The organism is Hyphomicrobium sp. 1Nfss2.1 (genome assembly GCF_965243865.1).
Taxonomy (GTDB): Bacteria; Pseudomonadota; Alphaproteobacteria; order Rhizobiales; family Hyphomicrobiaceae; genus Hyphomicrobium_A.
This window is the reverse complement of sequence record NZ_OZ251603.1, coordinates 2,067,544-2,088,588: the sequence shown is the minus strand read 5'-3', so window position 1 is coordinate 2,088,588 and position 21,045 is coordinate 2,067,544. Positions and strand designations below refer to the sequence as shown.

20 protein-coding genes are annotated in these 21,045 nt (G+C 63.4%); 15 read left to right on the top strand and 5 right to left on the bottom strand.

Going from position 1 to position 21,045, the window contains the following annotated elements; genetic code table 11:
- Nucleotides 1-106: 106 nt before the first annotated feature.
- Nucleotides 107-823, bottom strand: coding sequence for a cellulose biosynthesis protein BcsS (bcsS, locus tag ACP15D_RS10250; RefSeq protein ID WP_424957409.1), 717 nt, complete (start codon nt 821-823; stop codon nt 107-109).
- Between the two features lie 338 nt (nt 824-1,161).
- On the opposite strand from bcsS, the gene ACP15D_RS10245 reads away from it, so the two are divergent.
- Complete coding sequence (locus ACP15D_RS10245; protein ID WP_424957408.1) at nt 1,162-1,599, top strand: phasin family protein; 438 nt, start codon at nt 1,162-1,164, stop codon at nt 1,597-1,599.
- A 92-nt stretch (nt 1,600-1,691) separates the two neighbouring features.
- Here the strand turns inward: ACP15D_RS10245 and ACP15D_RS10240 are convergent, their stop codons facing one another.
- Complete coding sequence (locus ACP15D_RS10240; protein WP_424957407.1) at nt 1,692-2,261, bottom strand: invasion associated locus B family protein; 570 nt, start codon at nt 2,259-2,261, stop codon at nt 1,692-1,694.
- A 321-nt stretch (nt 2,262-2,582) separates the two neighbouring features.
- Here ACP15D_RS10240 and coxB point away from each other — a divergent pair, with 321 nt between their 5' ends.
- The 12 genes from coxB to ACP15D_RS10180 all read left to right on the top strand — a co-directional run bounded on the left by coxB (nt 2,583) and on the right by ACP15D_RS10180 (nt 17,209).
- Nucleotides 2,583-3,563 (top strand): cytochrome c oxidase subunit II, encoded by a 981-nt coding sequence (gene coxB / locus ACP15D_RS10235; protein ID WP_424957406.1) that lies wholly within the window; start codon nt 2,583-2,585, stop codon nt 3,561-3,563.
- A gap of 73 nt (nt 3,564-3,636) precedes the next feature.
- A complete protein-coding gene (gene ctaD / locus ACP15D_RS10230) occupies nt 3,637-5,253 on the top strand; it encodes a cytochrome c oxidase subunit I (RefSeq protein ID WP_424957405.1) in 1,617 nt (538 codons plus the stop codon).
- Between the two features lie 165 nt (nt 5,254-5,418).
- On the top strand, nt 5,419-6,354 hold the full coding sequence (locus tag ACP15D_RS10225; RefSeq protein ID WP_424957404.1) for a heme o synthase: 936 nt from the start codon (nt 5,419-5,421) through the stop codon (nt 6,352-6,354).
- A gap of 10 nt (nt 6,355-6,364) precedes the next feature.
- Nucleotides 6,365-6,529: a hypothetical protein gene (locus ACP15D_RS10220; RefSeq protein WP_171987986.1), complete on the top strand. Its 165-nt coding sequence runs from the start codon at nt 6,365-6,367 to the stop codon at nt 6,527-6,529.
- Nucleotides 6,530-6,550: 21 nt separating this feature from the next.
- Entirely contained in the window at nt 6,551-7,159 is a 609-nt protein-coding gene (locus ACP15D_RS10215; protein WP_424957403.1) for a cytochrome c oxidase assembly protein, read from the top strand.
- A gap of 137 nt (nt 7,160-7,296) precedes the next feature.
- Entirely contained in the window at nt 7,297-8,256 is a 960-nt protein-coding gene (locus tag ACP15D_RS10210) for a cytochrome c oxidase subunit 3 (protein WP_424957402.1), read from the top strand.
- A 180-nt stretch (nt 8,257-8,436) separates the two neighbouring features.
- On the top strand, nt 8,437-8,721 hold the full coding sequence (locus tag ACP15D_RS10205; RefSeq protein WP_424959213.1) for a DUF983 domain-containing protein: 285 nt from the start codon (nt 8,437-8,439) through the stop codon (nt 8,719-8,721).
- A 72-nt stretch (nt 8,722-8,793) separates the two neighbouring features.
- Nucleotides 8,794-9,561, top strand: coding sequence for an SURF1 family protein (locus tag ACP15D_RS10200; RefSeq protein ID WP_424957401.1), 768 nt, complete (start codon nt 8,794-8,796; stop codon nt 9,559-9,561).
- A 297-nt stretch (nt 9,562-9,858) separates the two neighbouring features.
- Nucleotides 9,859-11,277: a threonine synthase gene (gene thrC / locus ACP15D_RS10195; protein WP_424957400.1), complete on the top strand. Its 1,419-nt coding sequence runs from the start codon at nt 9,859-9,861 to the stop codon at nt 11,275-11,277.
- Complete coding sequence (locus ACP15D_RS10190) at nt 11,268-12,536, top strand: M16 family metallopeptidase (protein WP_424957399.1); 1,269 nt, start codon at nt 11,268-11,270, stop codon at nt 12,534-12,536. The genes thrC and ACP15D_RS10190 overlap by 10 nt, the downstream gene beginning before the upstream one ends.
- 21 nt (nt 12,537-12,557) lie before the next feature.
- Complete coding sequence (locus ACP15D_RS10185; RefSeq protein WP_424957398.1) at nt 12,558-13,172, top strand: GNAT family N-acetyltransferase; 615 nt, start codon at nt 12,558-12,560, stop codon at nt 13,170-13,172.
- Between the two features lie 26 nt (nt 13,173-13,198).
- The gene (locus tag ACP15D_RS10180) at nt 13,199-17,209 is read left to right on the top strand and encodes an EAL domain-containing protein (protein ID WP_424957397.1); all 4,011 of its coding nucleotides are present in this window, start codon (nt 13,199-13,201) and stop codon (nt 17,207-17,209) included.
- Nucleotides 17,210-17,255: 46 nt separating this feature from the next.
- Here ACP15D_RS10180 and ACP15D_RS10175 read toward each other — a convergent pair whose 3' ends face one another.
- Nucleotides 17,256-17,864 (bottom strand): YqgE/AlgH family protein, encoded by a 609-nt coding sequence (locus ACP15D_RS10175; protein ID WP_424957396.1) that lies wholly within the window; start codon nt 17,862-17,864, stop codon nt 17,256-17,258.
- Nucleotides 17,865-18,040: 176 nt separating this feature from the next.
- Here ACP15D_RS10175 and ACP15D_RS10170 point away from each other — a divergent pair, with 176 nt between their 5' ends.
- Together ACP15D_RS10170 and ACP15D_RS10165 are read left to right on the top strand one after the other, a co-directional pair.
- Nucleotides 18,041-18,862: a protein-disulfide reductase DsbD domain-containing protein gene (locus ACP15D_RS10170; RefSeq protein WP_424957395.1), complete on the top strand. Its 822-nt coding sequence runs from the start codon at nt 18,041-18,043 to the stop codon at nt 18,860-18,862.
- 53 nt (nt 18,863-18,915) lie between these two features.
- Nucleotides 18,916-19,413: a peroxiredoxin gene (locus ACP15D_RS10165; RefSeq protein ID WP_424957394.1), complete on the top strand. Its 498-nt coding sequence runs from the start codon at nt 18,916-18,918 to the stop codon at nt 19,411-19,413.
- Between the two features lie 189 nt (nt 19,414-19,602).
- Here ACP15D_RS10165 and rnhA read toward each other — a convergent pair whose 3' ends face one another.
- Both rnhA and thrB read right to left on the bottom strand, forming a co-directional pair.
- A complete protein-coding gene (gene rnhA / locus ACP15D_RS10160; RefSeq protein WP_424957393.1) occupies nt 19,603-20,061 on the bottom strand; it encodes a ribonuclease HI in 459 nt (152 codons plus the stop codon).
- Entirely contained in the window at nt 20,058-21,032 is a 975-nt protein-coding gene (thrB, locus tag ACP15D_RS10155) for a homoserine kinase (RefSeq protein WP_424957392.1), read from the bottom strand. The genes rnhA and thrB overlap by 4 nt, the downstream gene beginning before the upstream one ends.
- Nucleotides 21,033-21,045 lie beyond the last annotated feature (13 nt).

Genomic DNA, 21,045 nt, shown 5'->3' with positions numbered 1-21,045 from the left:
AAAACAAAACGAACAATCGTTTTGTTTGCATTCCATAATGGCACACTGATGGCGTGGCTGTTCCCCCGGGAACGATCCTAAGCGGGCTCGGTCAGGGCAAAGAGCACTAGAACTGCGTCAGCCAATTGAGGGTGGCGTAAGGGTCGCGGATTGCGTCGGCCTCGTCGAGGAAGCGGCCGGAAAAGCCGCCGGCGAGCGAGACTTCGCCGCTTTGCCAGGCGTAGCGGACAAAGACGCCGCCGCGTGCGTCCTCACCCATGGTGTTGGCGTTGATCGCGCCTTCGAGGCCGATCGAGACATCATCGAAGACACGGTAGCCGGTGCGCATATGGGCGGCGCTGGTGCTGTAAGCGCTGGTCCACGACAGATCGACGGATGACCAGGCGGAGGGGCCCATGTTGAGCCAGAACTCGCCGGCCAGCTTTGGGCCAACCTTTTGTCCTTGCAGGGGATTATCTGGATCGAAGGGCGTGATGTCATGCTCGATCACGGCAACGCCGGCGAAGACTTTCGCGGTCAGAGGACCGAATGTTTTGAGGTAGCCGACAAGCGCTTCCGCGTAGCTCGTTGTGGCGTTGAAGAGGACTTCTTCGCCGTTGCGGGTGCCGGAGTAGGAGTATTGGCCATAGCCGCCAGATGCGCGCAGACGAAGGCCCTCGGAATAGACGTGGCCGTAGGGAGCAACCGTGACGCCTGAAAACAACAGCCAAGTCTGGCTCGAGGCGTCGGCGCCAACCCATGTCTCGCCCCAGCCATACTCTGGTTCAGGGCCGGCCAATGCGATGGTGGGCGCGAGCAAAGGAGTGAGGCAGAAGATCCTCACAAGTTGCCAGCAGGCTTTGGAAAACGCCCCGCGCATACAAATCTACGCCACATCATTTTTGATACAACTCGACGAATAAACATCGTATTAACCATTGTGGCCACAACCGCAAGTGGATGCTGTGCGATTGTTTTGACGGGCGTTCGCCGCCGCGGGACCGATAACGATTGCGCGATGGGGGTGATTCGCGCCTGTGTACGAGTTTGATTTCTGTCATTCTGGCGCCGGTAGCGCCTGCTAAGATAATTTTCGTAGGGTTGGTTCAAACCCTCAACGGAGACGGCCTACAGCCTGGCTCTCCCGCCGCAATCAGGGCCGTCCAAAAGGGAGGACGCACGATGGTTGCGCACGCGCCGAATTCTCAGGTGAACGGCAAATCACCTACGCAATCTGCTTTCCAATTCTATTTTGGCGGTCTCGATGCTTTCGGGCACGCTTACGATCCGCTGCTCAAGGGCGTCGCTCGCACGCAGCTTGAGATGCTTGGTTTCTTAAACCGGCGGGCACAGGCGTATATGCAGATCCCCGCACGCGTCGCGCAGTGCCGGACGCCGCAGGATCTCTTCAACGCGCAAGTGCAGTTCTGGCAAGCGGCCTATCAGGACTATACGGAAAGCGCCGGACGCGTAACGAACGCGATGGCAGCCTGCTCGCTGCCAAATCTCGCGGCGATGGTGTCTGAAGACGTTCGCAATGCGCGCGATTACATTGCCTTCCCGGATACGCCGGAACCGGCAGCAACGCCTTCGCGATCTCGCGAACGCAAGGCGGCGTAGCAGCGTTTGCGATTTCAGTGTTTTGCGTAAGGGCTGGGGCCGACGGCCCCGGCGGGGAAAGCTCGCTGTCGAAACGAGCCTGGTACTGCGGTTTATTTCAGTTCCGCGAGCGCTTCTTTGAAGCCCTTCAGCGAAATTGGAATTCCGATTCCAGCTTCTTCAGCCTGGAAGATGATGAAGATGGCGGTCTTGCCGCTCTTCAATTGCTCAACGAGTGGATCCTCGACGACGACCTGCGCATAACACGCGAAAGAATGGCAGCGCAGAAACGGTGCGTGGCCAACGTCTTTGTCGTCGATCTTCAAGCCGAGCCCCGGCGGCAGGAGAATGCCGAGCGGCGCGAACACCCGCAGGACGCGCGTCCCATTTGAGAATTTTTGAAAGTAGACGGTGAGGCCAATGTTGTCCTTGTCCTCGGCCGTCACGCTCTGAACCAGCGCGCAAACCTCGTTCTTGGCGCCGGGCGGGGGATCCTTGCAGACGATCTGCCAGTCGCCGTGCTGGGCCTTGACCGTGCCCTCCTGTGCTGCGGCGGGCAGTGCTGCGAAGAACACCGTGAGGAAAAGAGCAACGGTCCAGCGCGCTGTGCGCCACGTGCTACCCGCGCCAATCCGTGACGCGCTGCGGCAAACGCTGCCGGCAGCCAAGGTGTTGTTGTGCACGTGAAGCTCCTGAAGATCGTCGGCGGAAATTGCCGAGGCTCTAGGTGTCCCGGGATTCGGGCCAAAGTTTGTAGCTGATGCAGGTCAGAACCTTTTGATGCGGGGAGAAAATTTTGCAATGCGACAACGCGTGCAAATGCCGCATCAAGCTTGACTTGAGCCATGGAAAACGTTTGTGCTTCTAGTTGACGAGGGGACGTGCGTCCTGCGTCCGGAGATTTGTCCGGCGCGATTGTCGCGGGCGAACTGCTACGGAGAGGGCAGCGCCTGGCATTGGGGAGGTTCTCGGCCACCGGCCGAGCAGCACTTGGGAGCGGATGAATGTTGAGACGACTGCTTTGCTCGGCGCCTGCCGCAGCAGTGGCGATGCTGTTGCTCGGATCGCTTGCGTGGGCCGGTATGGGGCAGCCCTCATCCGGCGAAATGGGGATGCAGGGCGCCGCGACGCCGGTCGCCGAAAGCATCCACGAGTTCTATAATTTCGTGAACATCATCATCGTAGCCATCACAGTTTTCGTGATGCTGCTGCTGCTCTACGTGATGTACCGCTTCAATGAGCGGTCCAATCCGACCCCCTCCAGCGTTACGCACAACACTGCGCTCGAGGTAGCTTGGACGGTCATCCCGATCCTCGTCCTCGTTGCGATCGCCATCCCTTCTTTCCGGCTGCTGCACCTGCAGTACAGCTACCCGAAAGCCGACCTCACCCTGAAGGCCACCGGGTATCAGTGGTACTGGGAGCACGCCTACCCTGAACTCGGCATCTCGTTCGAAACGCGCATGCTCGACGACGCGAGCCGCGAAGAGTTGATCGCCCAGAAGATCGACGCGCCGCGCAACCTCGCTGTCGACAACGAAGTGATCGTGCCGGTGAACAAGGTGGTGAACACCCTCATCACCGCTGCTCCCGACGGCGTCATCCATGACTGGACCGTCCCGTCGTTCGGCTCGAAGGTCGACGCCGTGCCCGGACGCATCACCTCCACCTGGTTCAAGCCCACCGTCGAAGGCGTGTTCTACGGCCAGTGCTCGGAGCTGTGCGGTAAGGACCATGCGTTCATGCCCATCGCCGTGCGCGTCGTGAAGGAAGAGGTCTTCAACTCCTGGGTCGACCTGCAGAAGCAGGCGATCGAAATCGGCAAGGCGGCCAGCGCCGAGAAGGACAAGGCCAAGCGCAAAGAGCTCCTGAAGCAGAAGAAGGACGTCCTGGAAAAGGCCAGGGGCGTCATTCACGAGGCTGCGCTGCAGCAGTCCGGCGTGCGCCAGTTCGCGAAGAACGAGAGCGCCGCGCCGGCCAAGTAATACCGCTGCGGATATCAGATGAGCTTCGGGCAATGCCCGTCAACAAAACACGATCTTAAGGGCGAAACGTACCATGGGAAGCACCGCCACAGCCGCACATGACCACGACCACACCCCAACGGGTTTGCGTCGCTGGCTGTTCTCGACGAACCACAAGGATATCGGGACGATGTACCTGATATTCGCAATCATCGCCGGTCTCATCGGTGGCGCCTTGTCGGTCGCCATGCGATTGGAGCTTCAGGAGCCGGGCCTGCAGTACTTCGCTGACGGTCACGCGTTCAACGTGTTCGTCACCGGCCACGGCCTCATCATGGTGTTCTTCATGGTCATGCCGGCCATGATCGGCGGTTACGGCAACTGGTTCGTGCCGTTGATGATCGGTGCGCCGGACATGGCGTTCCCGCGCATGAACAACATCTCGTTCTGGCTGCTGCCGGCGGCGCTCGGTCTCTTGCTGATGTCGCTGTTCGTCGAAGGGCCGCCAGGCGGTCTCGGCGCTGGCACGGGCTGGACGGCCTATGCTCCGCTGTCGACCTCCGGCCATCCGGGTCCGGCCATGGACTTCGCCATTCTGGCGCTGCACATCGCTGGTGCTTCGTCGATCCTCGGCGCGATCAACTTCATCACCACCATCTTCAACATGCGCGCGCCGGGCATGACCCTGCACAAGATGCCGCTGTTCGTGTGGTCGGTGCTGGTGACGGCGTTCCTGCTGCTGCTGTCGCTGCCGGTTCTTGCCGGTGCCATCACGATGCTGCTGACGGACCGCAACTTCGGCACCTCGTTCTTCAACCCGCAGGGCGGCGGTGACCCCCTGCTGTACCAGCATCTGTTCTGGTTCTTCGGTCACCCCGAGGTCTACATTCTCATTCTGCCGGGCTTCGGTATCATCAGCCACATCGTGTCGACCTTCTCGCGCAAGCCGGTGTTCGGTTACCTCGGCATGGCGTACGCGATGGTCGCCATCGGTCTCGTCGGCTTCATCGTGTGGGCTCACCACATGTACGCCGCCGGCATCAGCGTGAACACGCAGGCCTACTTCGTGTTCGCCACGATGGTGATCGCGGTGCCCACGGGCGTGAAGATCTTCTCGTGGATTGCGACGATGTGGGGTGGGTCGATCCAGTTCCGCCTGCCGATGATCTGGGCGCTGGGCTTCATCTTCCTGTTCACGGTCGGCGGCGTCACGGGCGTCATGCTGTCGAACGCCGGCGTCGATCGCGCGCTGCACGACACCTACTACGTGGTGGCGCACTTCCATTACGTGCTGTCGCTGGGTGCCGTGTTCGCGATCTTCGCGGCCTGGTACTACTGGTTCCCGAAGATGTCGGGCTACATGTACAACGAGACTCTCGGCAAGCTGCACTTCTGGCTCACCTTCATCGGTGCCAACATTCTGTTCTTCCCGCAGCACTTCCTCGGCCTGTCGGGCATGCCGCGCCGCTACGTCGACTATCCGGACGCCTTCGCGTTCTGGAACGGCATCTCGTCGATCGGCGCCTACATCACGGCCCTGGGTACGCTGGTGTTCCTGCTGGGTGTGCTGGTTGCCTTCGTGACCCGCAAGGCTGCTGCTTCCAACCCGTGGGGACCTGGCGCCACCACGCTGGAATGGACGCTGCCGTCTCCGCCGGCCTTCCACTCCTTCGAGACACTGCCGCGCATTGAAGCTACCGAGCATCACTGAGCGCGCGTTTGACGATCGGCAGCGGGCGAGTTTCTCGCCCGCTGTCCCAACTAAAAAAGACTGCGCTCGGCTCGACCCGCAAAGGGCTTGCTGAAGAGGCGACAAGGCCAAGCAGGACCTTGCCAATTGGCGGGCCGATGCGCGGCCAACATGGGGTGGAGTGGGATGCCAGGGACGCCACTACAGAGCAACGTTGGACACCTTGCGCCGGTTAGCGGCGGCGCGAGCGTGGGAGATTTCGTTCAGCTGCTGAAGCCGCGCGTGATGTCGCTGGTGGTGTTCACCGCGATCACGGGCATGGTGGCGGCACCGGGGGCGATCCATCCGGTGCTCGCGATCATCGCGCTCGCGGCGATCGCGATCGGCGCCGGCGCCGCGGGCGCACTCAACATGTGGTACGACGCCGACATCGACGCGCGCATGGCGCGGACGGCGGCTCGGCCCATTCCGCGCGGACGCATGACGCCAGACGAGGCGCTGAGCTTCGGCTCGGTGCTGTCTGTATTCTCGGTGCTGACGCTCGGGGTGCTGGTCAACTGGACGGCGGGCGCGCTGCTCGCCATCACGATCGGCTTTTATCTCTTCATTTATACGATGTGGCTGAAGCGGCGCACGCCACAGAACATCGTGATCGGTGGTGCCGCCGGCTCGTTCCCTCCGATGATCGGCTGGGCAGCGGTGACCGGAAACGTCAGCATCGAAAGCGTGCTGATGTTCCTCATCATCTTCATGTGGACGCCGCCGCACTTCTGGGCGCTGGCGCTCTATCGGTGCCGCGATTACGAGCGCGTCGGCGTGCCGATGCTGCCAGTCGTGGCCGGGCCGATCGAGACACGGCGGCAGATCTGGCTTTATTCGCTGCTGCTGGTCCCGACCGCGGCACTGCCGTCGGTGATCGGCCTTGCGGGCCCTGTCTACGCCGTGACCTCGGTGATGCTGGGCGGCGTGTTCCTGTACCTTGCCTGGAAGGTGCGGAAGATCACGGAAGGTCGCGAGGCGGACGCAGCAGCCAAGAAGCTGTTTGGGTTCTCAATTCTCTATCTTTTCCTGCTCTTTGCGGTGATGCTTGGCGAGCACGCTGTCAGTAGACTGATGGCGTGAGGATACGACAGTGGCATCGGTGATGAGCGGAATGAACGAGGAAGAAAAAGAGCGCCTGAGACGGCAACGTATGCGCTCGCTGGCGATCGCGCTGGCGCTGGGCGCGCTGGTCGCACTGTTCTATGCGGCCACCATCGTTCGCCTCGGCGGCAACGTGTTCAACAGGCCTTACTGAGAGGATGCGTAGGACCAAGCGATGACCACACCGGGCAACCAGACTGGCAGAAAGCAGAGCGTGCGGCACGGCGTTGTCGCGCTGATCTGCGGCGGCCTCGTGCTGGGCATGGCCGGGCTGTCGTTCGCTGCTGTTCCGCTCTACCGGCTGTATTGCCAGGTGACGGGATACCAGGGCACCACGCAGCGCGCCGAGAAAGCTTCCGATGTGGTGCTGGACCGCGTCGTCAAAGTGCACTTCGACGCCAACGTTGCCGCCAACCTGCCATGGAAGTTCGAGCCGGTGCAGGCTTCGCTCGACGTGAAGGTGGGCGAGAACACGCTCGCCTTCTACCGGGCGACGAACACGTCCGACAAAACGACCGTCGGCACCGCGGTATTCAACGTGACGCCGGATGCGGCGGGACCGCACTTCAACAAGGTCCAGTGCTTCTGCTTCACAGAGCAGCGTCTCGAGCCGGGGCAGTCCGTCGAGATGCCGGTTTCGTTTTTCGTCGATCCATCGTTCGTCACCGACGAAGAGACCGCGACACTGCCAGAGCTGACGCTTTCCTATTCGTTCTATCCCGTTGCCGAGCCCAAGAAAGTCGAAGGGCAGGCCTCGGTCGTTGGCGCGGGTAAAGGCGGATGAGATAGCCAGAGAATAAACGCTGAAGCGCCGAGGGACCGGTCCTTGAGGCGCAAGGCGAGGCAGAGACCCACGCGGGCTGAAGCCAAAGAAAAGAGCAGGGATCGGGAGCACCAACGGGGACCACGGGAGAAGACGAAATGGCCGCTTCGCATGCCAAACACCACGACTACCACCTAGTAAATCCGAGCCCCTGGCCGCTGACCTCGTCGCTGTCAGCGTTCATCATGATGCTCGGCGCGATCGTCTGGATGCGCTCGCAGGACGGCGGCGCAGGCGTGTTCGGCTTGTCCGGACCGTGGGTGTTCGCAGTCGGCGCCGCGGGCGTCATCGCCAGCGCATTCTGCTGGTGGCGCGATGTCATCCGCGAGGGGCAGCACGGCGATCATACGCCGGTCGTGCAGCTGCACTTCCGCTACGGCATGATCCTGTTCATCGCTTCAGAAGTGATGTTCTTCGTCGCGTGGTTCTGGGCTTACTTCGACGTCGCCTTGTTCCCCAAGAGCATCCATGACCTGCTGAACAGCACTGACGTCGTCGGTCAGGTCTCGCGCGATCAGCTTCTGGGCGGCGTGTGGCCTCCGGTTCCCGCTGAAGGAACGGGTGTGACGGTGCCTGCAACGGGCGCTCCGACCCCGGGCATCTTCCAGCATACGTTCGATCCGTGGGGCATTCCGCTGCTCAACACGCTGATCCTGCTGACGTCGGGCGTGACGGTGACGTGGGCGCATCACGCGCTGCTTAAGAACGACCGTCGCGGTCTTATCTGGGGTCTCGTGCTTACCGTGCTGCTCGGCATGACGTTCTCGTACTTCCAGGCTTACGAGTACCAGCACGCTGCCTTCAGCTATGCCGGCCACATCTACGGCGCCACCTTCTTCATGGCGACCGGCTTCCACGGCGCGCACGTGATCATCGGTACGGTCTTCCTCCTCGTGTGCCTCATCCGCGCTCTGCGCGGGGCATTCACGCCGAAAGCGCATTTCGGCTTCGAGGCGGCTGCCTGGTACTGGCACTTCGTCGACGTGGTCTGGTTGTTCCTGTTCGCGGCCATCTACGTGTGGGGTGCCGGTCCGAACCCGGGCGGCGCCGGTCACTGATCGGCTAGAAGTTTTAAACTGATCACTTGTCAGGGCGGCCCATCGGCCGCCCTGTGCTATTGTGGAAGCGAAATCACCGCAACGGAGCCTTGCGTGTCCGAGCCCCGGCCTGTCTCACCTTTCTACGCTGCAGTCTTGGCGCGCTGTCCGCGATGCGGGGAGGCTCCGCTGTTCAAAAATGTGCTCGAATTGCGAGACAAGTGCGGTAAGTGCGATCTCAATTATCGCTTCATCGACACCGGCGACGGCCCGGCGGTGTTCGGCATCTTTATTCTGGGCTTCCTCGTGTGCGGCCTGGCGCTCTATGTAGAATTTACGTTCGAGCCGCCGGTGTGGGTGCACATGGTCCTATGGGGGCTCGGTACTCCGCTGATCGCGCTGGCGCTGTTGCGTTTCCTCAAGGCGACACTCATCGTCCTGCAATACCGGAACAAGGCAGAGGAAGGCCGCTTCAAGCATGATTGAATCTCGGCATCGGCCGGCGCCGCCGGCATTCTGGCACTTCTAGACGTGCTCAAAGCATTACAGGAAAGACGCTTGCTGTGGCCGGCGCTGGCCGTGCTCGTTGGCATGGCCGGCCTCATAGCGCTGGGCACGTGGCAGATGCAGCGGCTGGCGTGGAAGGAAGGGCTGGTCACGGCCATCCATGAGCGGGCCCATGCGGCACCCGTGGCGCTTGCGGACGTGGAGGCGCGTGCGGCGCGCGGCGAGGACGTCGAATATACGCGGGTCGCCGTTTCCGGTCGGTTCGACCATGCCAAGGAAATCCACCTTTACGCGCTCGATGAGGCTGGCGCGCCGGGATTTCACGTCATCACGCCGCTGGTGGTGACGGGGGATGGCGTGGTGCTGGTCAACCGCGGGTTCGTGCCCAACGACCTCAAGGATCCCGCTCGGCGGGCGGCCGGGCAGGTATCGGGTGAGGTGAGCATCACCGGTCTGACGCGGCACCCCGATCAGCAAGGCATGTTCATTCCTAGCAACGACCAGACGCGCAACATCTGGTATTGGCGCGACATCGAGGGAATGGCGGCCGCGACGGCAGGGCCGGGCAGCAAGACAGTGCATCGCTTCTACGTCGACGCGGAGGCCGATCCTGCGCCTCCGGGCGGCTGGCCGCACGGCGGTGTGACGCGGCTGACGCTTCCCAACCGGCACCTCGAATATGCGCTGACATGGTATGGGCTGGCGGTGGCGCTGATTGCCGTGTTCGTTGCATTCGCGATTTCGCGGACCGCCCCGGCACGCAACGGCCAGGGGGCTGGCGGGGGGGCCGGCGGCACAGAGACGTCGATGCGTGATTAACCCTCGGACGTCTGCTCGCCCCAGGTGAAGCCGGCCGTGCGTCGCAGCGGCGTGCGGATCGCTTGTAGGCGCCTTGCCGCGGCACTACTGTCCGCCAGCAAGGCTCGCCAGAGGCCTCGGAAATGCCGGGGCCGGCGTCGCAATCATGGCGGACGATAAAATCACAACCGAATCAAAGCCTTGCTAGAGTGGTTGGGCCTGAGCGTAGGGCAGTGGCCACCGTTTGAAGATAACGGCGAATTGCTCGATCATTGCGTAAGGGCGCGGACGCGTCATCTCGCACGGAGACTTTCGGATTTGAACTACATCTCGACCCGAGGTGAAGCGCCTCCACTGGGCTTTGAGGACGTGGTCCTCGCTGGGCTGGCCAGGGACGGGGGGCTGTACGTCCCCGAGACGTGGCCGACCCTGTCGCACGAGACGATCGCGGCGCTGGCTGGAAAGCCGTTCGCCGAGGTGGCGGTCGAGGTGATCCACCCGTTCACGGGGGGAGCCATCTCGCGTGAAGAGCTGCTGGCGATGACCCGCGCGGCCTATGCCCCCTTCGATCATGTCGCGGTGACGCCGCTGGCGCAGATCGGGACCAACCGCTGGGTGCTGGAGTTGTTCCACGGGCCGACGCTGGCTTTCAAGGACGTGGCGATGCAGTTGCTGGCGCGGCTGATGGACCGCGTGCTGGCGGCGCGCAATGCGCGGGCGACGATCGTGGGGGCGACGTCCGGCGACACGGGTGGCGCCGCAATCGAAGCATTCCGCGGCTCGCCGCATGTCGACATCGCCATCCTATTCCCGGAGGGGCGTGTTTCGGACGTGCAGCGGCGGATGATGACAACGCCGAGAGAAGACAACGTGCACGCCATCTCGGTGCGCGGCAACTTCGATGACTGCCAGGCGCTCGTGAAGGCGATGTTCAACGATCACGGGTTCCGCGATCGCGTGGCGCTGGCGGGTGTCAACTCGATCAATTGGGCGCGTATTGCCGGGCAGGTGACGTACTACTTCGTCGCCGCGGTGGCGCTCGGTGCGCCATACCGGGCAGTGTCGTTCGTCGTGCCGACGGGCAATTTCGGCGACATTTTCGCCGGTTACGTGGCAAAGCGCATGGGGCTGCCGATCGACAAGCTGGTGATCGCGTCCAACGTCAACGACATCTTGCCGCGTACGCTGCACGAGGGCAGCTATGAGATGCGCGAGGTGGTGGCGACCAGCTCGCCGTCGATGGACATTCAGATTTCGTCGAACTTCGAGCGCTATCTGTTCGAGGCTTCCGGGCGGGATGCGCCACTGATCCGCGCGAAAATGAGCGCGTTGCGAGAGACGAAGAGCTTCGATCTCGGTCCGCTGAGCGAGGCAATGCGGCGGGACTTTGCAGCAGCAGCGGCGAGCGAAGCGGACGTTGTGGAAGCGATCCGGCGCACGGCTGGTGAAAGCGGATATCTCGCCGACCCGCATACCGCATGCGCGATCGTTGCGGCGGAGCGGGAGCTTGGGCCCTCGGGGCGCGTTCCGCAGGTCATCTTGTCGACGGCGCATCCGGCGAAGTTCCCCGATGCGATGGAGGCGATCACGGGTGCGCGGCCACCGCTGCCGGAACGGCTTTCCGACCTAATGACCGCGGAAGAGCGCTTCACCACCATCGACAACGATATCGGTGTTGCGGAAGGGCATGTGGAAGCGCTGACGCGCGCCGTACTGGAGCAGCGCCAATGGCGGTGAAGCTGACGAAACTTCGCAATGGCCTCAGGGTGGTGACCGATAATATGCCCCACCTGGAGACGGTTTCGCTGGGGTTGTGGGTCGGCGCCGGGGCGCGTCACGAGACGGATCGCGAGCACGGTATCTCGCATTTCCTCGAGCACATGGCCTTCAAGGGCACGCGGCGGCGTACGGCGCAGCAGATCGCCGAGGAGATCGAAGGCGTCGGCGGTGATCTCAACGCCGCCACCAGCATGGAGTCGACTGCCTATTACGCGCGGGTGCTGAAGGGCGATGAAGGCGTCGCGCTGGAGCTGATCGCCGACATCCTGCAGAACTCGGCGTTCGGGCGGCCGGAGCTGGAAGGGGAGCGGCAGGTGATCCTGCAGGAGATCGCCTCCACGCTCGATAGCCCCGATGACATCGGCTACGACCTGCTGCACGACGCGGCTTTTCCACTGCAGGCTGTGGGGCGTCCGATTCTCGGGACGCCGAAGAGTGTCTCGGCGTTCAGCTCGGGTGATTTGAAGCGCTTCCTCGGGCGCCGCTATGGGCCGGGAAACATGGTGATTGCGGCGGCCGGCGCTATCCGCCACGAAAAGGTGGTCCGCCACGCTGAAGCCCTATTCGGAGGGCTGACTGACGACAAGCGAACAACCGGAGAACGGGCGGCCAAGTACGTCGGGGGAGTGCGCGTTTCAGAGAAGCCATTCGAGCAGAGCCATCTACTGATCGGGTTCGCCAGTCCCTCCTACAGGAGCGATGCCTTTTTCGCCGCTCAGGTGTTTTCCGGGCTGTTCGGCGGGGGCATGTCGTCGCGACTGTTTCAGGAGGTGCGCGAGAAACGAGGGCTCTGCTACGCGATCTATTCGACGGCCTGGGGGTTGCGTGATGCGGGATTGTTCGGAATTCACGCGGCAACTGGAGCTGCATTGATGGGGCAACTCATCGACGTCATCGGGGGGGAGTTGAAGCGCGCTGCGGAAACTCTGCCGGATGCTGCGGAACTTGCCCGTTCGAAGGCGCAGCTCAAAGCTGGGCTGTTGATGAGCTTGGAGAGCAGCTCGGCGCGGGCCGAGCAACTGGCGCGCAACGTACTGACGCACAACCGGGTGCTCGAAAACGACGAACTGATGGAAAAGGTCGATGCGGTGACGGCCGATAATGTGCGTGATTTTGCGGCCGAACTCATCGATGGTGGTGTTTCGGTCTCGGTGGTTGGCAGCGGGCGGCGCTCGCGCAAGTTTGCAGAGCGGGCCGCGGAGTTGATCCGCAACTAGCGCCCCGGGGGACAGCGGCCGATGGCATTCCTTCGATCCTCGTCCGGGTTTGAGAACTCGATGATTCTGCGCGGGCGCAGCGTATGGCTGCGCGCGCCGATGCTCGGCGATTACGCGGACTGGGCCGAGCTACGCGCCATGAGCCGGGATCACCTGACGCCGTGGGAGCCGCAATGGCAGCGCGATGAGCTATCGCGCGGGGCTTACCGCCGCCGCGTGCGGCACTACCAGCGCGAGGCGCGCGACGACCTCGGCTATGCGTATCTGATCTTCTCGGAGGCCGATGATCGCCTCATCGGCGGCCTGACGCTCTCCAACGTGCGCCGTGGCGTCACGCAGACGAGTGTGCTCGGGTATTGGATCGGCAAGCCTCACACGGGGCGCGGCTACATGACCGAGGCGGTGCGGGCAGCGATCGCCTTTGCGTTCGATACGCTGCATCTGCATCGCGTCGAAGCAGCGACGATGCCGAGCAATGCCGCGTCTATCCGCGTGCTGGAGCGCAACGGCTTCCGGCGTGAGGGCTTTGCGCGCCAGCTGCTGAAGATCAACGGCGTCTGGGAGGATCATCTGCTGCATGCGCTGCTGAGCAGCGATGTGCGCGGAGATGGCGACGCGGAGGTCTCTGCGGAATGATCGCTGGTGGGCGAGGAACCGGATTCGTGCGCGGTGCCCGCGTTGGCGCCGGCGCCTATCTGTTGCTCGCCATACTGGTGATGCTGGTTGCTCTGCCCGGGCGCGCGTTCGCCCTGAAGCCGATCGTGATCGAGCCGGATCAGGATCGCGTCGAGGTGACGACGCTGGGCGAATTCTACGATTCGCGTGGCGATAGTCTGCAGGTTGAAACGGCGCCGGCGGCCGACGGCATGACGGGCCGTATCTCGGTGACGGCGAAAACGGCTGGCACCAGTCCGAACTGGCTGGTGTTTGCACTCACCAATCCGACGGACAAGCCGGTCGAACGTTGGCTCACCGCGCAGCGCTACAGCATCGTCGGTTCGGGCGCCGTATGGCCGGACCTCGATGCGCAGCGCATCGAGGCGGTGACGCCGTCGATGGGCTTCGTGCCCGAGCGCATCAAAAGTGATCGCGCCGACATTTTCCGCATCACGATCGAGCCGGGGCAGACGGTGACCTACGTGGTCGAGCTGTCGTCGGATCGGCTGGCGCGGCTCTATCTGTGGAAGCCGGTTGAGTACGAGCTCTACTCGCGCGACCGGCTGCTGATGAACGGCGTGCTGATCGGCTTGACCGGTCTTCTGGCGATCTTCCTCACGGCAATTTTCGCGGCGAACCACAAGGCGATCTTCCCGAGTGCGGCTCTGGTCGCGTGGTGCGTGCTCGCCTACCTGTGCGTCGACTTCGGCTTCTTCCATAAGCTGTTCCAGCTCAAACCGGAGGACAATGCCGTCTACCGGGCGGCGGCCGAGTCCGCGGTGGCGGCAAGTCTCGTCATATTCATATCCGTGTTCCTGCGCATCGCGTTCTGGCATGGCCTGATACGCATGCTGTTCACGGTGTGGATCATTGCGCAGCTGACGCTCGTTGCGGTGGCGGTCATTGACCCGCGGCTGGCGTCGACGTTCGCCCGCATGTCGTTCCTGGTAATCGGTGGCGTCGGCGGGGCGTTCGCGCTGTTCTTAGCGCTGCGCGGGCAGGATCGCGCTTTGTCGCTGATCCCGCCGTGGATCCCGTTCCTGATCTGGATATTCGGCGCAGCCATGGTGCTGACGGGCCGGCTGCAGGGCGATGCCGCGGTGCAGGGCCTCGTAGCCGGTCTGGTGCTGATCCTCATCCTGATCGGCTTCACGGTGACGCAGTTCGCATTCCGCTCGCTGGAGCCGCTGTTCGGCGCCGCGCCTAGCGAACTGCAATTGCGGGCGCTGGCGGTCGACGGCGCGGGTTCCGCGGTGTGGGAATGGAGCGCGCGGCGCGACGAGATCAAGGTGAGCCCGGCGATCGAGGCGTCGCTGGGGCTCAATCCGGGCGAGCTGTGCACCAAGGTCGAGGACTTCGCCAAGCATCTGCATCCGGCGGATCGCGAACGATTCCGCATGATCTTGTGGTCGGTGCAGGAACGTACCTGGGCGCGCATTCGCACTGAGTTCCGCATGCGCCACACGGACAACAGCTATCGCTGGTTCGAGCTGGAAGCGGCCAGCGTGCCGAACGAGGATGCGCGGGCGATGCGTTGCGTCGGCCTGGTGCGCGACGTGACCGACGCCAAGCGCGCGCATGAGCGGCTGCTGCACGATGCCGTGCACGACAGTCTGACGGGGCTGCCCAACCGCGAATTGCTGCTGGACCGGCTGGGCGTGGCAGCCACTCGCGCCGCCAGCGAGAACGGCGTGCGGCCGAGCGTCATCTTCATCGATATCGACAAGTTCAAAAGCGTGAACGTGTCGTTCGGGCTGGTGGTCGGTGACAGCCTGCTGCTGACGGTGGCGCGGCGCCTGCAAAGCCACCTTGGGCCGCAGGATACGCTGGCGCGCGTGGGCGGCGATCAGTTTGCGATTCTTTTGGTGTCGGAGCAGAGCCCGCAGGATCTTGCCGGTCTTGCCGAGCGGGTGCGCCGCTCGCTGCGTGCGCCGATCAAGATCGCGGGCCAGGAGATCGTGCTGACCGGCTCGATCGGCATCGCAGTTTATGACGGACAGACGCCGAGCCACCTCGACCTCTACAAGGAAGCCGAGATCGCGATGTACCGCGCCAAGCGCGGCGGTGCGGACCGGATCGAGATCTTCCGGCCTGAGATGCGCGCGGATCGCGATGACCGGGTGACGATGGAGAGCGACCTGCGCAAGGCGCTCGCGAAGAACCAGATCAAAGTTTTCTATCAGCCGATCATCTATCTGCCGACCGAAGAGCTTGCCGGCTTCGAGGCGCTGGTGCGCTGGGAGCATCCCAAGCGCGGCCTGATGAGCCCGGTCGAGTTCATTCCAATCGCCGAGCAGTCGGACCTCATCGTGCGTCTGGGATCGCACGTGCTTTTGCGCGCGGCGCACGAGGCGGCGCGGTGGCAGCGCGAGTTGCCGCGCGAGGAGCGGCCGCTGTTCGTGTCGGTGAACATTTCCAGCCGGCAGATATTCCGCCAGAACCTGATCCAAGAGATCCGGCACATCCTTGGACGCAACATCGTGCCGAAGGGATCGCTGCGGCTGGAGATCACCGAGAGCCTGGTGATGGAGAATCCGGAGCAGGCGACGGAGATACTGGAGTGGCTGCGCGGGGCAGGTGCGGAGCTGGCGCTGGACGACTTCGGAACGGGCTATTCCTCACTCGCCTATCTGCAGCGGTTCCCGTTCGATACGATCAAGATCGACCGGGCACTGGTGCAGGCGAGCGGCGAAAGTGGCGGCGCGGGGTCGGCGATCGTGCGCTCGATCGTGGCGCTGGCGCACGAGCTCGGGAAGAACGTCGTGGCCGAGGGCGTCGAGTCTCCGGAGGACGTCGGGTTCCTGCGGTCGATCAACTGCCAATACGCGCAGGGCTTCTACTACGGCGAGCCGATGACGGATCGCGACGTGCTGCAGCTTCTGAAGATGGTGCGCACGGCAGAGCACAAGCTGCGGCCGCGCGGTCTGTTCCGGGCAAAGACGAAGCGTTCGAAGAAGTCGGCCGACGAGTTGGTGGCAACGAATGGTGCCGCCGCACCGGAAGGGGCGCCGCATGTGAACGGGCATGCTCCCGCCGCGCCGGTGCAGCCGCAGCAGAGCGCGGTGCGCGCGCGGTTGCGCAATGGCGTGCTCGGGCGGATGACGCCGCCGCCGGTTGGAGATGGCAACGGACAACTGCAGTTGCCGCGCATTGTAACGGGCGGTCCGCCGCCGCCGCTGCAGTCAGCGCCTAACGGAAACGGGGTTGGGCTCGATTTCTCGCTGCCGCCTATGTCGGATCATATGATGGCCGATCAGACGGGCGAGCATCTGCCAATGCCGCCGCCGCATCATGCGCCGCCGCCGATGCACGATCATATGGCTGATGGCGAACCGCAGGCGTCGTTTGCAGCGCAGCCTGCCTCCTTCGAGTTCGACGGCAGGCCGCAGCAGGCCGATTTCGGCGTGCCGCCACCTCAGCATATGGAGCAGTTCAGCACGCCGCCTCCGCTCGAGCCTCAGGCCGCGCCGATGCACGATCAGGGCGGCCCACCGATGATGCCGCCCATGAATGGCGCACCGCCGTTGCCCGACGATTTCGCGGACGACCAGCGGCCGCCGATGCCGCCTCCGCCTGGCCTGCCCGGCGGCATGCCGCATGACTTGCCGCACGGGCTGTCGCACGACTTGGGGCACCAACAGATGCCGCCGCAGGCTGGCGAGGCGCCGCCTCCAATGGCCTCGTCAGGAATGGCCGCGTCAGGCGGGCGCAACGCAGCGCCCCAAGAGCCGCCATCGCAGGCTGCACGACAGGAGCCGACGACGCGGCCGGTGCGGAATGCGCCGCGCGGTGGCCAATCCGCGAAGCCGCGGCTCGGTCCGGCAGCAAACCGCATTGCCAATGGCGGTAAGCCTGCCAAGCCTGATTTCTCTGGATTGCCTCCGGCGATGGCCGAAAGCCTCGCCAAGCTTGCAGGCGTGCCGTGGCCGCCGCCCGCCGACGGCGCTGGCCAGCGTGAGCTCGAGAAACATGGTGCGGGGGCAACGCCACCTGGCAAGCCGCGTAAAGAAGGCTAAGCAGCGGGCAGCGCGCGCATGGTGATCGCGGCGCGTTGCGCGGTGGTCAGGCGTGACCGGCGTCGCTGACGAGGTGCGAGGGATCGATGCCGATCTTTGCCAAGGCGCGGGCGTACTTGCCTTCGAGATCGGGGTCGAAAATCAGATCAGGATCGGCAGGGCAGTTGAGCCAGCCATTCGCCTGTATCTCGCTTTCGAGCTGGCCGGGCGACCAGCCGGCGTAACCGAGGGCGAGCAGCGCGCGGTTGGGGCCGTGTCCGGAGGCGATGGCCTTTAGGATGTCAATCGTAGCGGTGAGGCAAACGCCGTCCTCGATCGGCAGAGTCGATTCATCGACGAAGTAGTCGGCGCTGTGCAGCACGAAGCCGCGGCCTGTTTCCACCGGACCGCCAACATGAATAGACATCCTGTCGACGCCGCCGCCTTCACCGTCGGCGGGGATGATGTCGAGGCGTTCGAGCAGATCGGGAAACGAGATGTGCGAGGCGCGCTGATTGATGATCAAGCCCATCGCGCCTTCCTCGGAGTGCGCGCACATGTAGATGACAGAACGCGCAAACCTCGGGTCAGACATGACGGGCATGGCAACCAGAAGCTGGCCGTCGAGATATCCCTCGGCGGCAGAAGGGTGATTCTCTGAGCGTGTGGTCTTCATAGGGGAAGATTAGCTTGGCTCGTGCCGGTGGTGAAGCGGTCAATTGCGGCGTGAGGGCGCCGGCATATTGGGCAGTTCAGCTAATTTGTTAGGACAGCAGCGTATGCGAGCGCCCGGTGAGGCGCTACAACGCTGCTCCGGACGGACGTACATAGCAGTCAAGAGGTAACTCTTTCATGCGCCGACTTCTGATCGTGTTGACCGCTGCACTAGGGTGCCTTGGTGGCCTGCGTGCGAGCAATGCTGCTGCAGAGATTGCGTCGCCTTGGGTCGATGGACACAGCTCGCGGGTTCGGCTGATCGGCGGTGCGAGCCTCATCGGGATCGAGATCGAGCTGCCGGAGGGATGGAAGACCTACTGGCGCACACCGGGCGAGGCGGGCGGCGTACCCCCGGCGTTCGATTGGTCGGGCTCGAAGAATCTCGCGTCGACGCAAATTCTCTATCCCGCTCCGAAACGGTTCAGCGATTCATCGGGCGACACCGTCGGGTACAAGGGAACCATCGTGCTGCCGGTGCGCTTGAAGGCTGAGGACCCGGCGAAACCGATCGAGGTGCAACTCGGCATCGACTACGGCGTTTGCAAGGACATCTGCATTCCCGCCCAGGCCAAGCTGGAGCTGACGCTGCCGCCGGGAACACCGATGTCAGAAGAATTGATCGATGCGATGACAAAGATCCCGGCGCCATCGGAAGCGCGGCGTGAGGCCGATCCGATCGTGAAGAAGATTGCTGCGGAGCTGAGCGGTCCCAAGCCGCACATTACCTTGGATGTAGAGCTCCCGGGCGGAGCCGAGCACGTCGATGCGTTCGTGGAAGCACCCGATGGCGTCTACGTTCCGCTGCCGAAGAAAACGAGCGATGACGGCAAGGGCCTGGTCACGTTCGAGGTCGATCTCAGCCGCGACGTCGACATCCCGGCGCTCAAGGGCAAAGAGCTGACGGCGACCGTGGTTTCGGACAAAGGGCAGTCCGAGGAAAAGTTTCCATTGCAGTGAGCGCCGGTCGCGCGTCACGGACATCCACAAAAGCAGAAAGACAAAGGTGAGCGATGACGATCAAGGTTGGCGACAAGTTGCCGGAGGCGAGTTTCGTCGTGATGACGAGCGAAGGGCCAGCGGAAAAGAAGACGGCAGAGATTTTCGCCGGCAAGAAGGTGGCGATGTTCGCGGTGCCGGGAGCGTTCACGCCGACCTGCCAACAGCAGCACGTTCCAGGTTTTGTCGCACGCGTCGATGAACTGAAGGCGAAGGGCATTGACACGATCGCTTGCACGGCGGTGAACGACATCTTCGTGCTGACGCAGTTCGCGAAGGACACCGGCGCGGAAGGCAAGATCCTGATGCTGGCCGATGGCAGTGCCGAGTTCGCGAAGAAGGTCGGTCTCGATATCGATTTGTCGAGCCGCGGTTTCGGTGTGCGCTCGAAGCGCTACTCGATGCTGGTCGATGACGGTGTGGTGAAGTCTCTCAACGTCGAAGACATTCCACCCAATCACGACAAGTCGAGCGCGGAGACGCTGTGCTCGATCATCGATCACACCTTGTAGGCGGGTTCTTCGACGTGTTTTGCGCTGGGTTCTGGGTCTTGCTCGCGATGCGCTGCGTCCGGGATGACAGATGGGGCGCATTTATGCCCCCTCATCCGCAGCCAATGCTCTAACGAGCATTTAGCGCGACCTCTCCCCGCCGGGGAGAGGTGGTGTGCAGCTTGACCCCTTCCCTTTAGATCAGGTGGATCAGCCGCGCTTGCTGCGCTTAAATTCTTCCATGCCGAGGCGGGCGAGCTCATCTGCGCGCTCGTTCTCGGGGTGGCCGGCGTGGCCTTTGACCCATCGCCAGTCGATTTCATGCACGCGCCGGGCTTCATCCAGGCGCTGCCATAGCTCGGCGTTCTTCACCGGCTTCTTGTCGGCGGTACGCCAGCCGTTGCGTTTCCAGCCGTGAATCCAGCTGGTGATGCCGTTCTTCACGTAGACGCTGTCGGTGTGAAGCTCGACGCGGCTCGGACGCTTCAGGGCCTCGAGCGCGGAGATGGCGGCCATCAGCTCCATGCGGTTGTTGGTGGTGAGCGCCTCGCCGCCGGAGATTTCCTTGCACTTGTCGCCGTAGGTGAGGATCGCGCCCCAACCGCCCGGCCCTGGATTTCCCGAGCAAGCGCCGTCGGTGTAGATGATGACCGGCGTTTCGTCGCTCATTTGTCGGTTCCGTTGAGGCCGTAGTCGGCGATTGAGCGCACGCCCTGGTGGAAGCGCAAGCGGCGGATGTAGTCAGCCGGGTTCTTCGGCGTGACGAGCGCGTCCTTGGGCGTGTTCAGCCAGTCATAGGCGCGCGTCAGCAGGAACCGCATGGCGCTTCCGCGCGCCAGGATCGGCAGAGCGGCGCGTTCGGTGGGGGTCAGCTTGCGTACCTCCTCATAGCCGCGCAGGAAGGCACGACCCTTGGTGATGTTGAAGGACAGATCCTTCTCGAAGCACCACGCATTGAGGCTGACGGCGACGTCGTAGGCGAAAGCGTCGTTGCAGGCGAAGTAGAAATCGATGAGGCCGCTCAGCTCGTCGCCGATGAAGAAGACATTATCGGGGAAGAGGTCGGCGTGGATGATGCCTTCGGGCAGATCGCGCGGCCAGTTGGCTTCGAGGAATGCCAGCTCGGTTTCGACGAGACCAGACAGGTCGGTGCTGACCTCAGAGGCGCGCAGCTTGAAGCGGTCGTAAAGCGGGCGCCAGCCATCGAGGCCGAGGGCGTTGGCGCGGCGCATGGTGAAGCCCTCGCAGCCCAGATGCATCGTTGCCATCGCGCGGCCTACGGCGGCGCAGTGATCGGGGGTCGGTCGGCGCGGCCAGAAGCCTTCGAGGAAGGTGACGAGCGCGGCGGGGCGCCCCGAGAGCGTCGAGAGGTTCTCACCCGCCGCGTTGCGCACGGGCGTGGGGCAGGAGACACCGTGGGCGGCGAGATGCTCCATGAGGCCGAGATAGAACGGCAGGTCGGCAACCTCGACGCGCTTCTCGTAGAGCGTGAGGATGAACGGCCCCTTTGACGTGTGCACGATATAGTTCGTGTTCTCCACGCCTTCGGCGATGCCCTTGAAGGACAGCAGGTCCCCCAGGTCATAGCTGGTGATGAAGCTCGCCAGCTCCTCGTCACTGACTTCAGTGTAGACGGCCATGGGTTGCGTTCGA

Coding starts and splice junctions, on each gene's coding strand:
- ACP15D_RS10210 (WP_424957402.1), top strand. CDS start 7,297: ATGGCCGCTTCGCATGCCAAACACCACGACTACCACCTAGTAAATCCG.
- ACP15D_RS10245 (WP_424957408.1), top strand. CDS start 1,162: ATGGTTGCGCACGCGCCGAATTCTCAGGTGAACGGCAAATCACCTACG.
- ACP15D_RS10190 (WP_424957399.1), top strand. CDS start 11,268: ATGGCGGTGAAGCTGACGAAACTTCGCAATGGCCTCAGGGTGGTGACC.
- rnhA (WP_424957393.1), bottom strand. CDS start 20,061: ATGAGCGACGAAACGCCGGTCATCATCTACACCGACGGCGCTTGCTCG.
- ACP15D_RS10170 (WP_424957395.1), top strand. CDS start 18,041: ATGCGCCGACTTCTGATCGTGTTGACCGCTGCACTAGGGTGCCTTGGT.
- thrB (WP_424957392.1), bottom strand. CDS start 21,032: ATGGCCGTCTACACTGAAGTCAGTGACGAGGAGCTGGCGAGCTTCATC.
- ACP15D_RS10185 (WP_424957398.1), top strand. CDS start 12,558: ATGGCATTCCTTCGATCCTCGTCCGGGTTTGAGAACTCGATGATTCTG.
- ACP15D_RS10175 (WP_424957396.1), bottom strand. CDS start 17,864: ATGAAGACCACACGCTCAGAGAATCACCCTTCTGCCGCCGAGGGATAT.
- ACP15D_RS10225 (WP_424957404.1), top strand. CDS start 5,419: ATGCCAGGGACGCCACTACAGAGCAACGTTGGACACCTTGCGCCGGTT.
- ACP15D_RS10215 (WP_424957403.1), top strand. CDS start 6,551: ATGACCACACCGGGCAACCAGACTGGCAGAAAGCAGAGCGTGCGGCAC.
- ACP15D_RS10165 (WP_424957394.1), top strand. CDS start 18,916: ATGACGATCAAGGTTGGCGACAAGTTGCCGGAGGCGAGTTTCGTCGTG.
- ctaD (WP_424957405.1), top strand. CDS start 3,637: ATGGGAAGCACCGCCACAGCCGCACATGACCACGACCACACCCCAACG.
- coxB (WP_424957406.1), top strand. CDS start 2,583: ATGTTGAGACGACTGCTTTGCTCGGCGCCTGCCGCAGCAGTGGCGATG.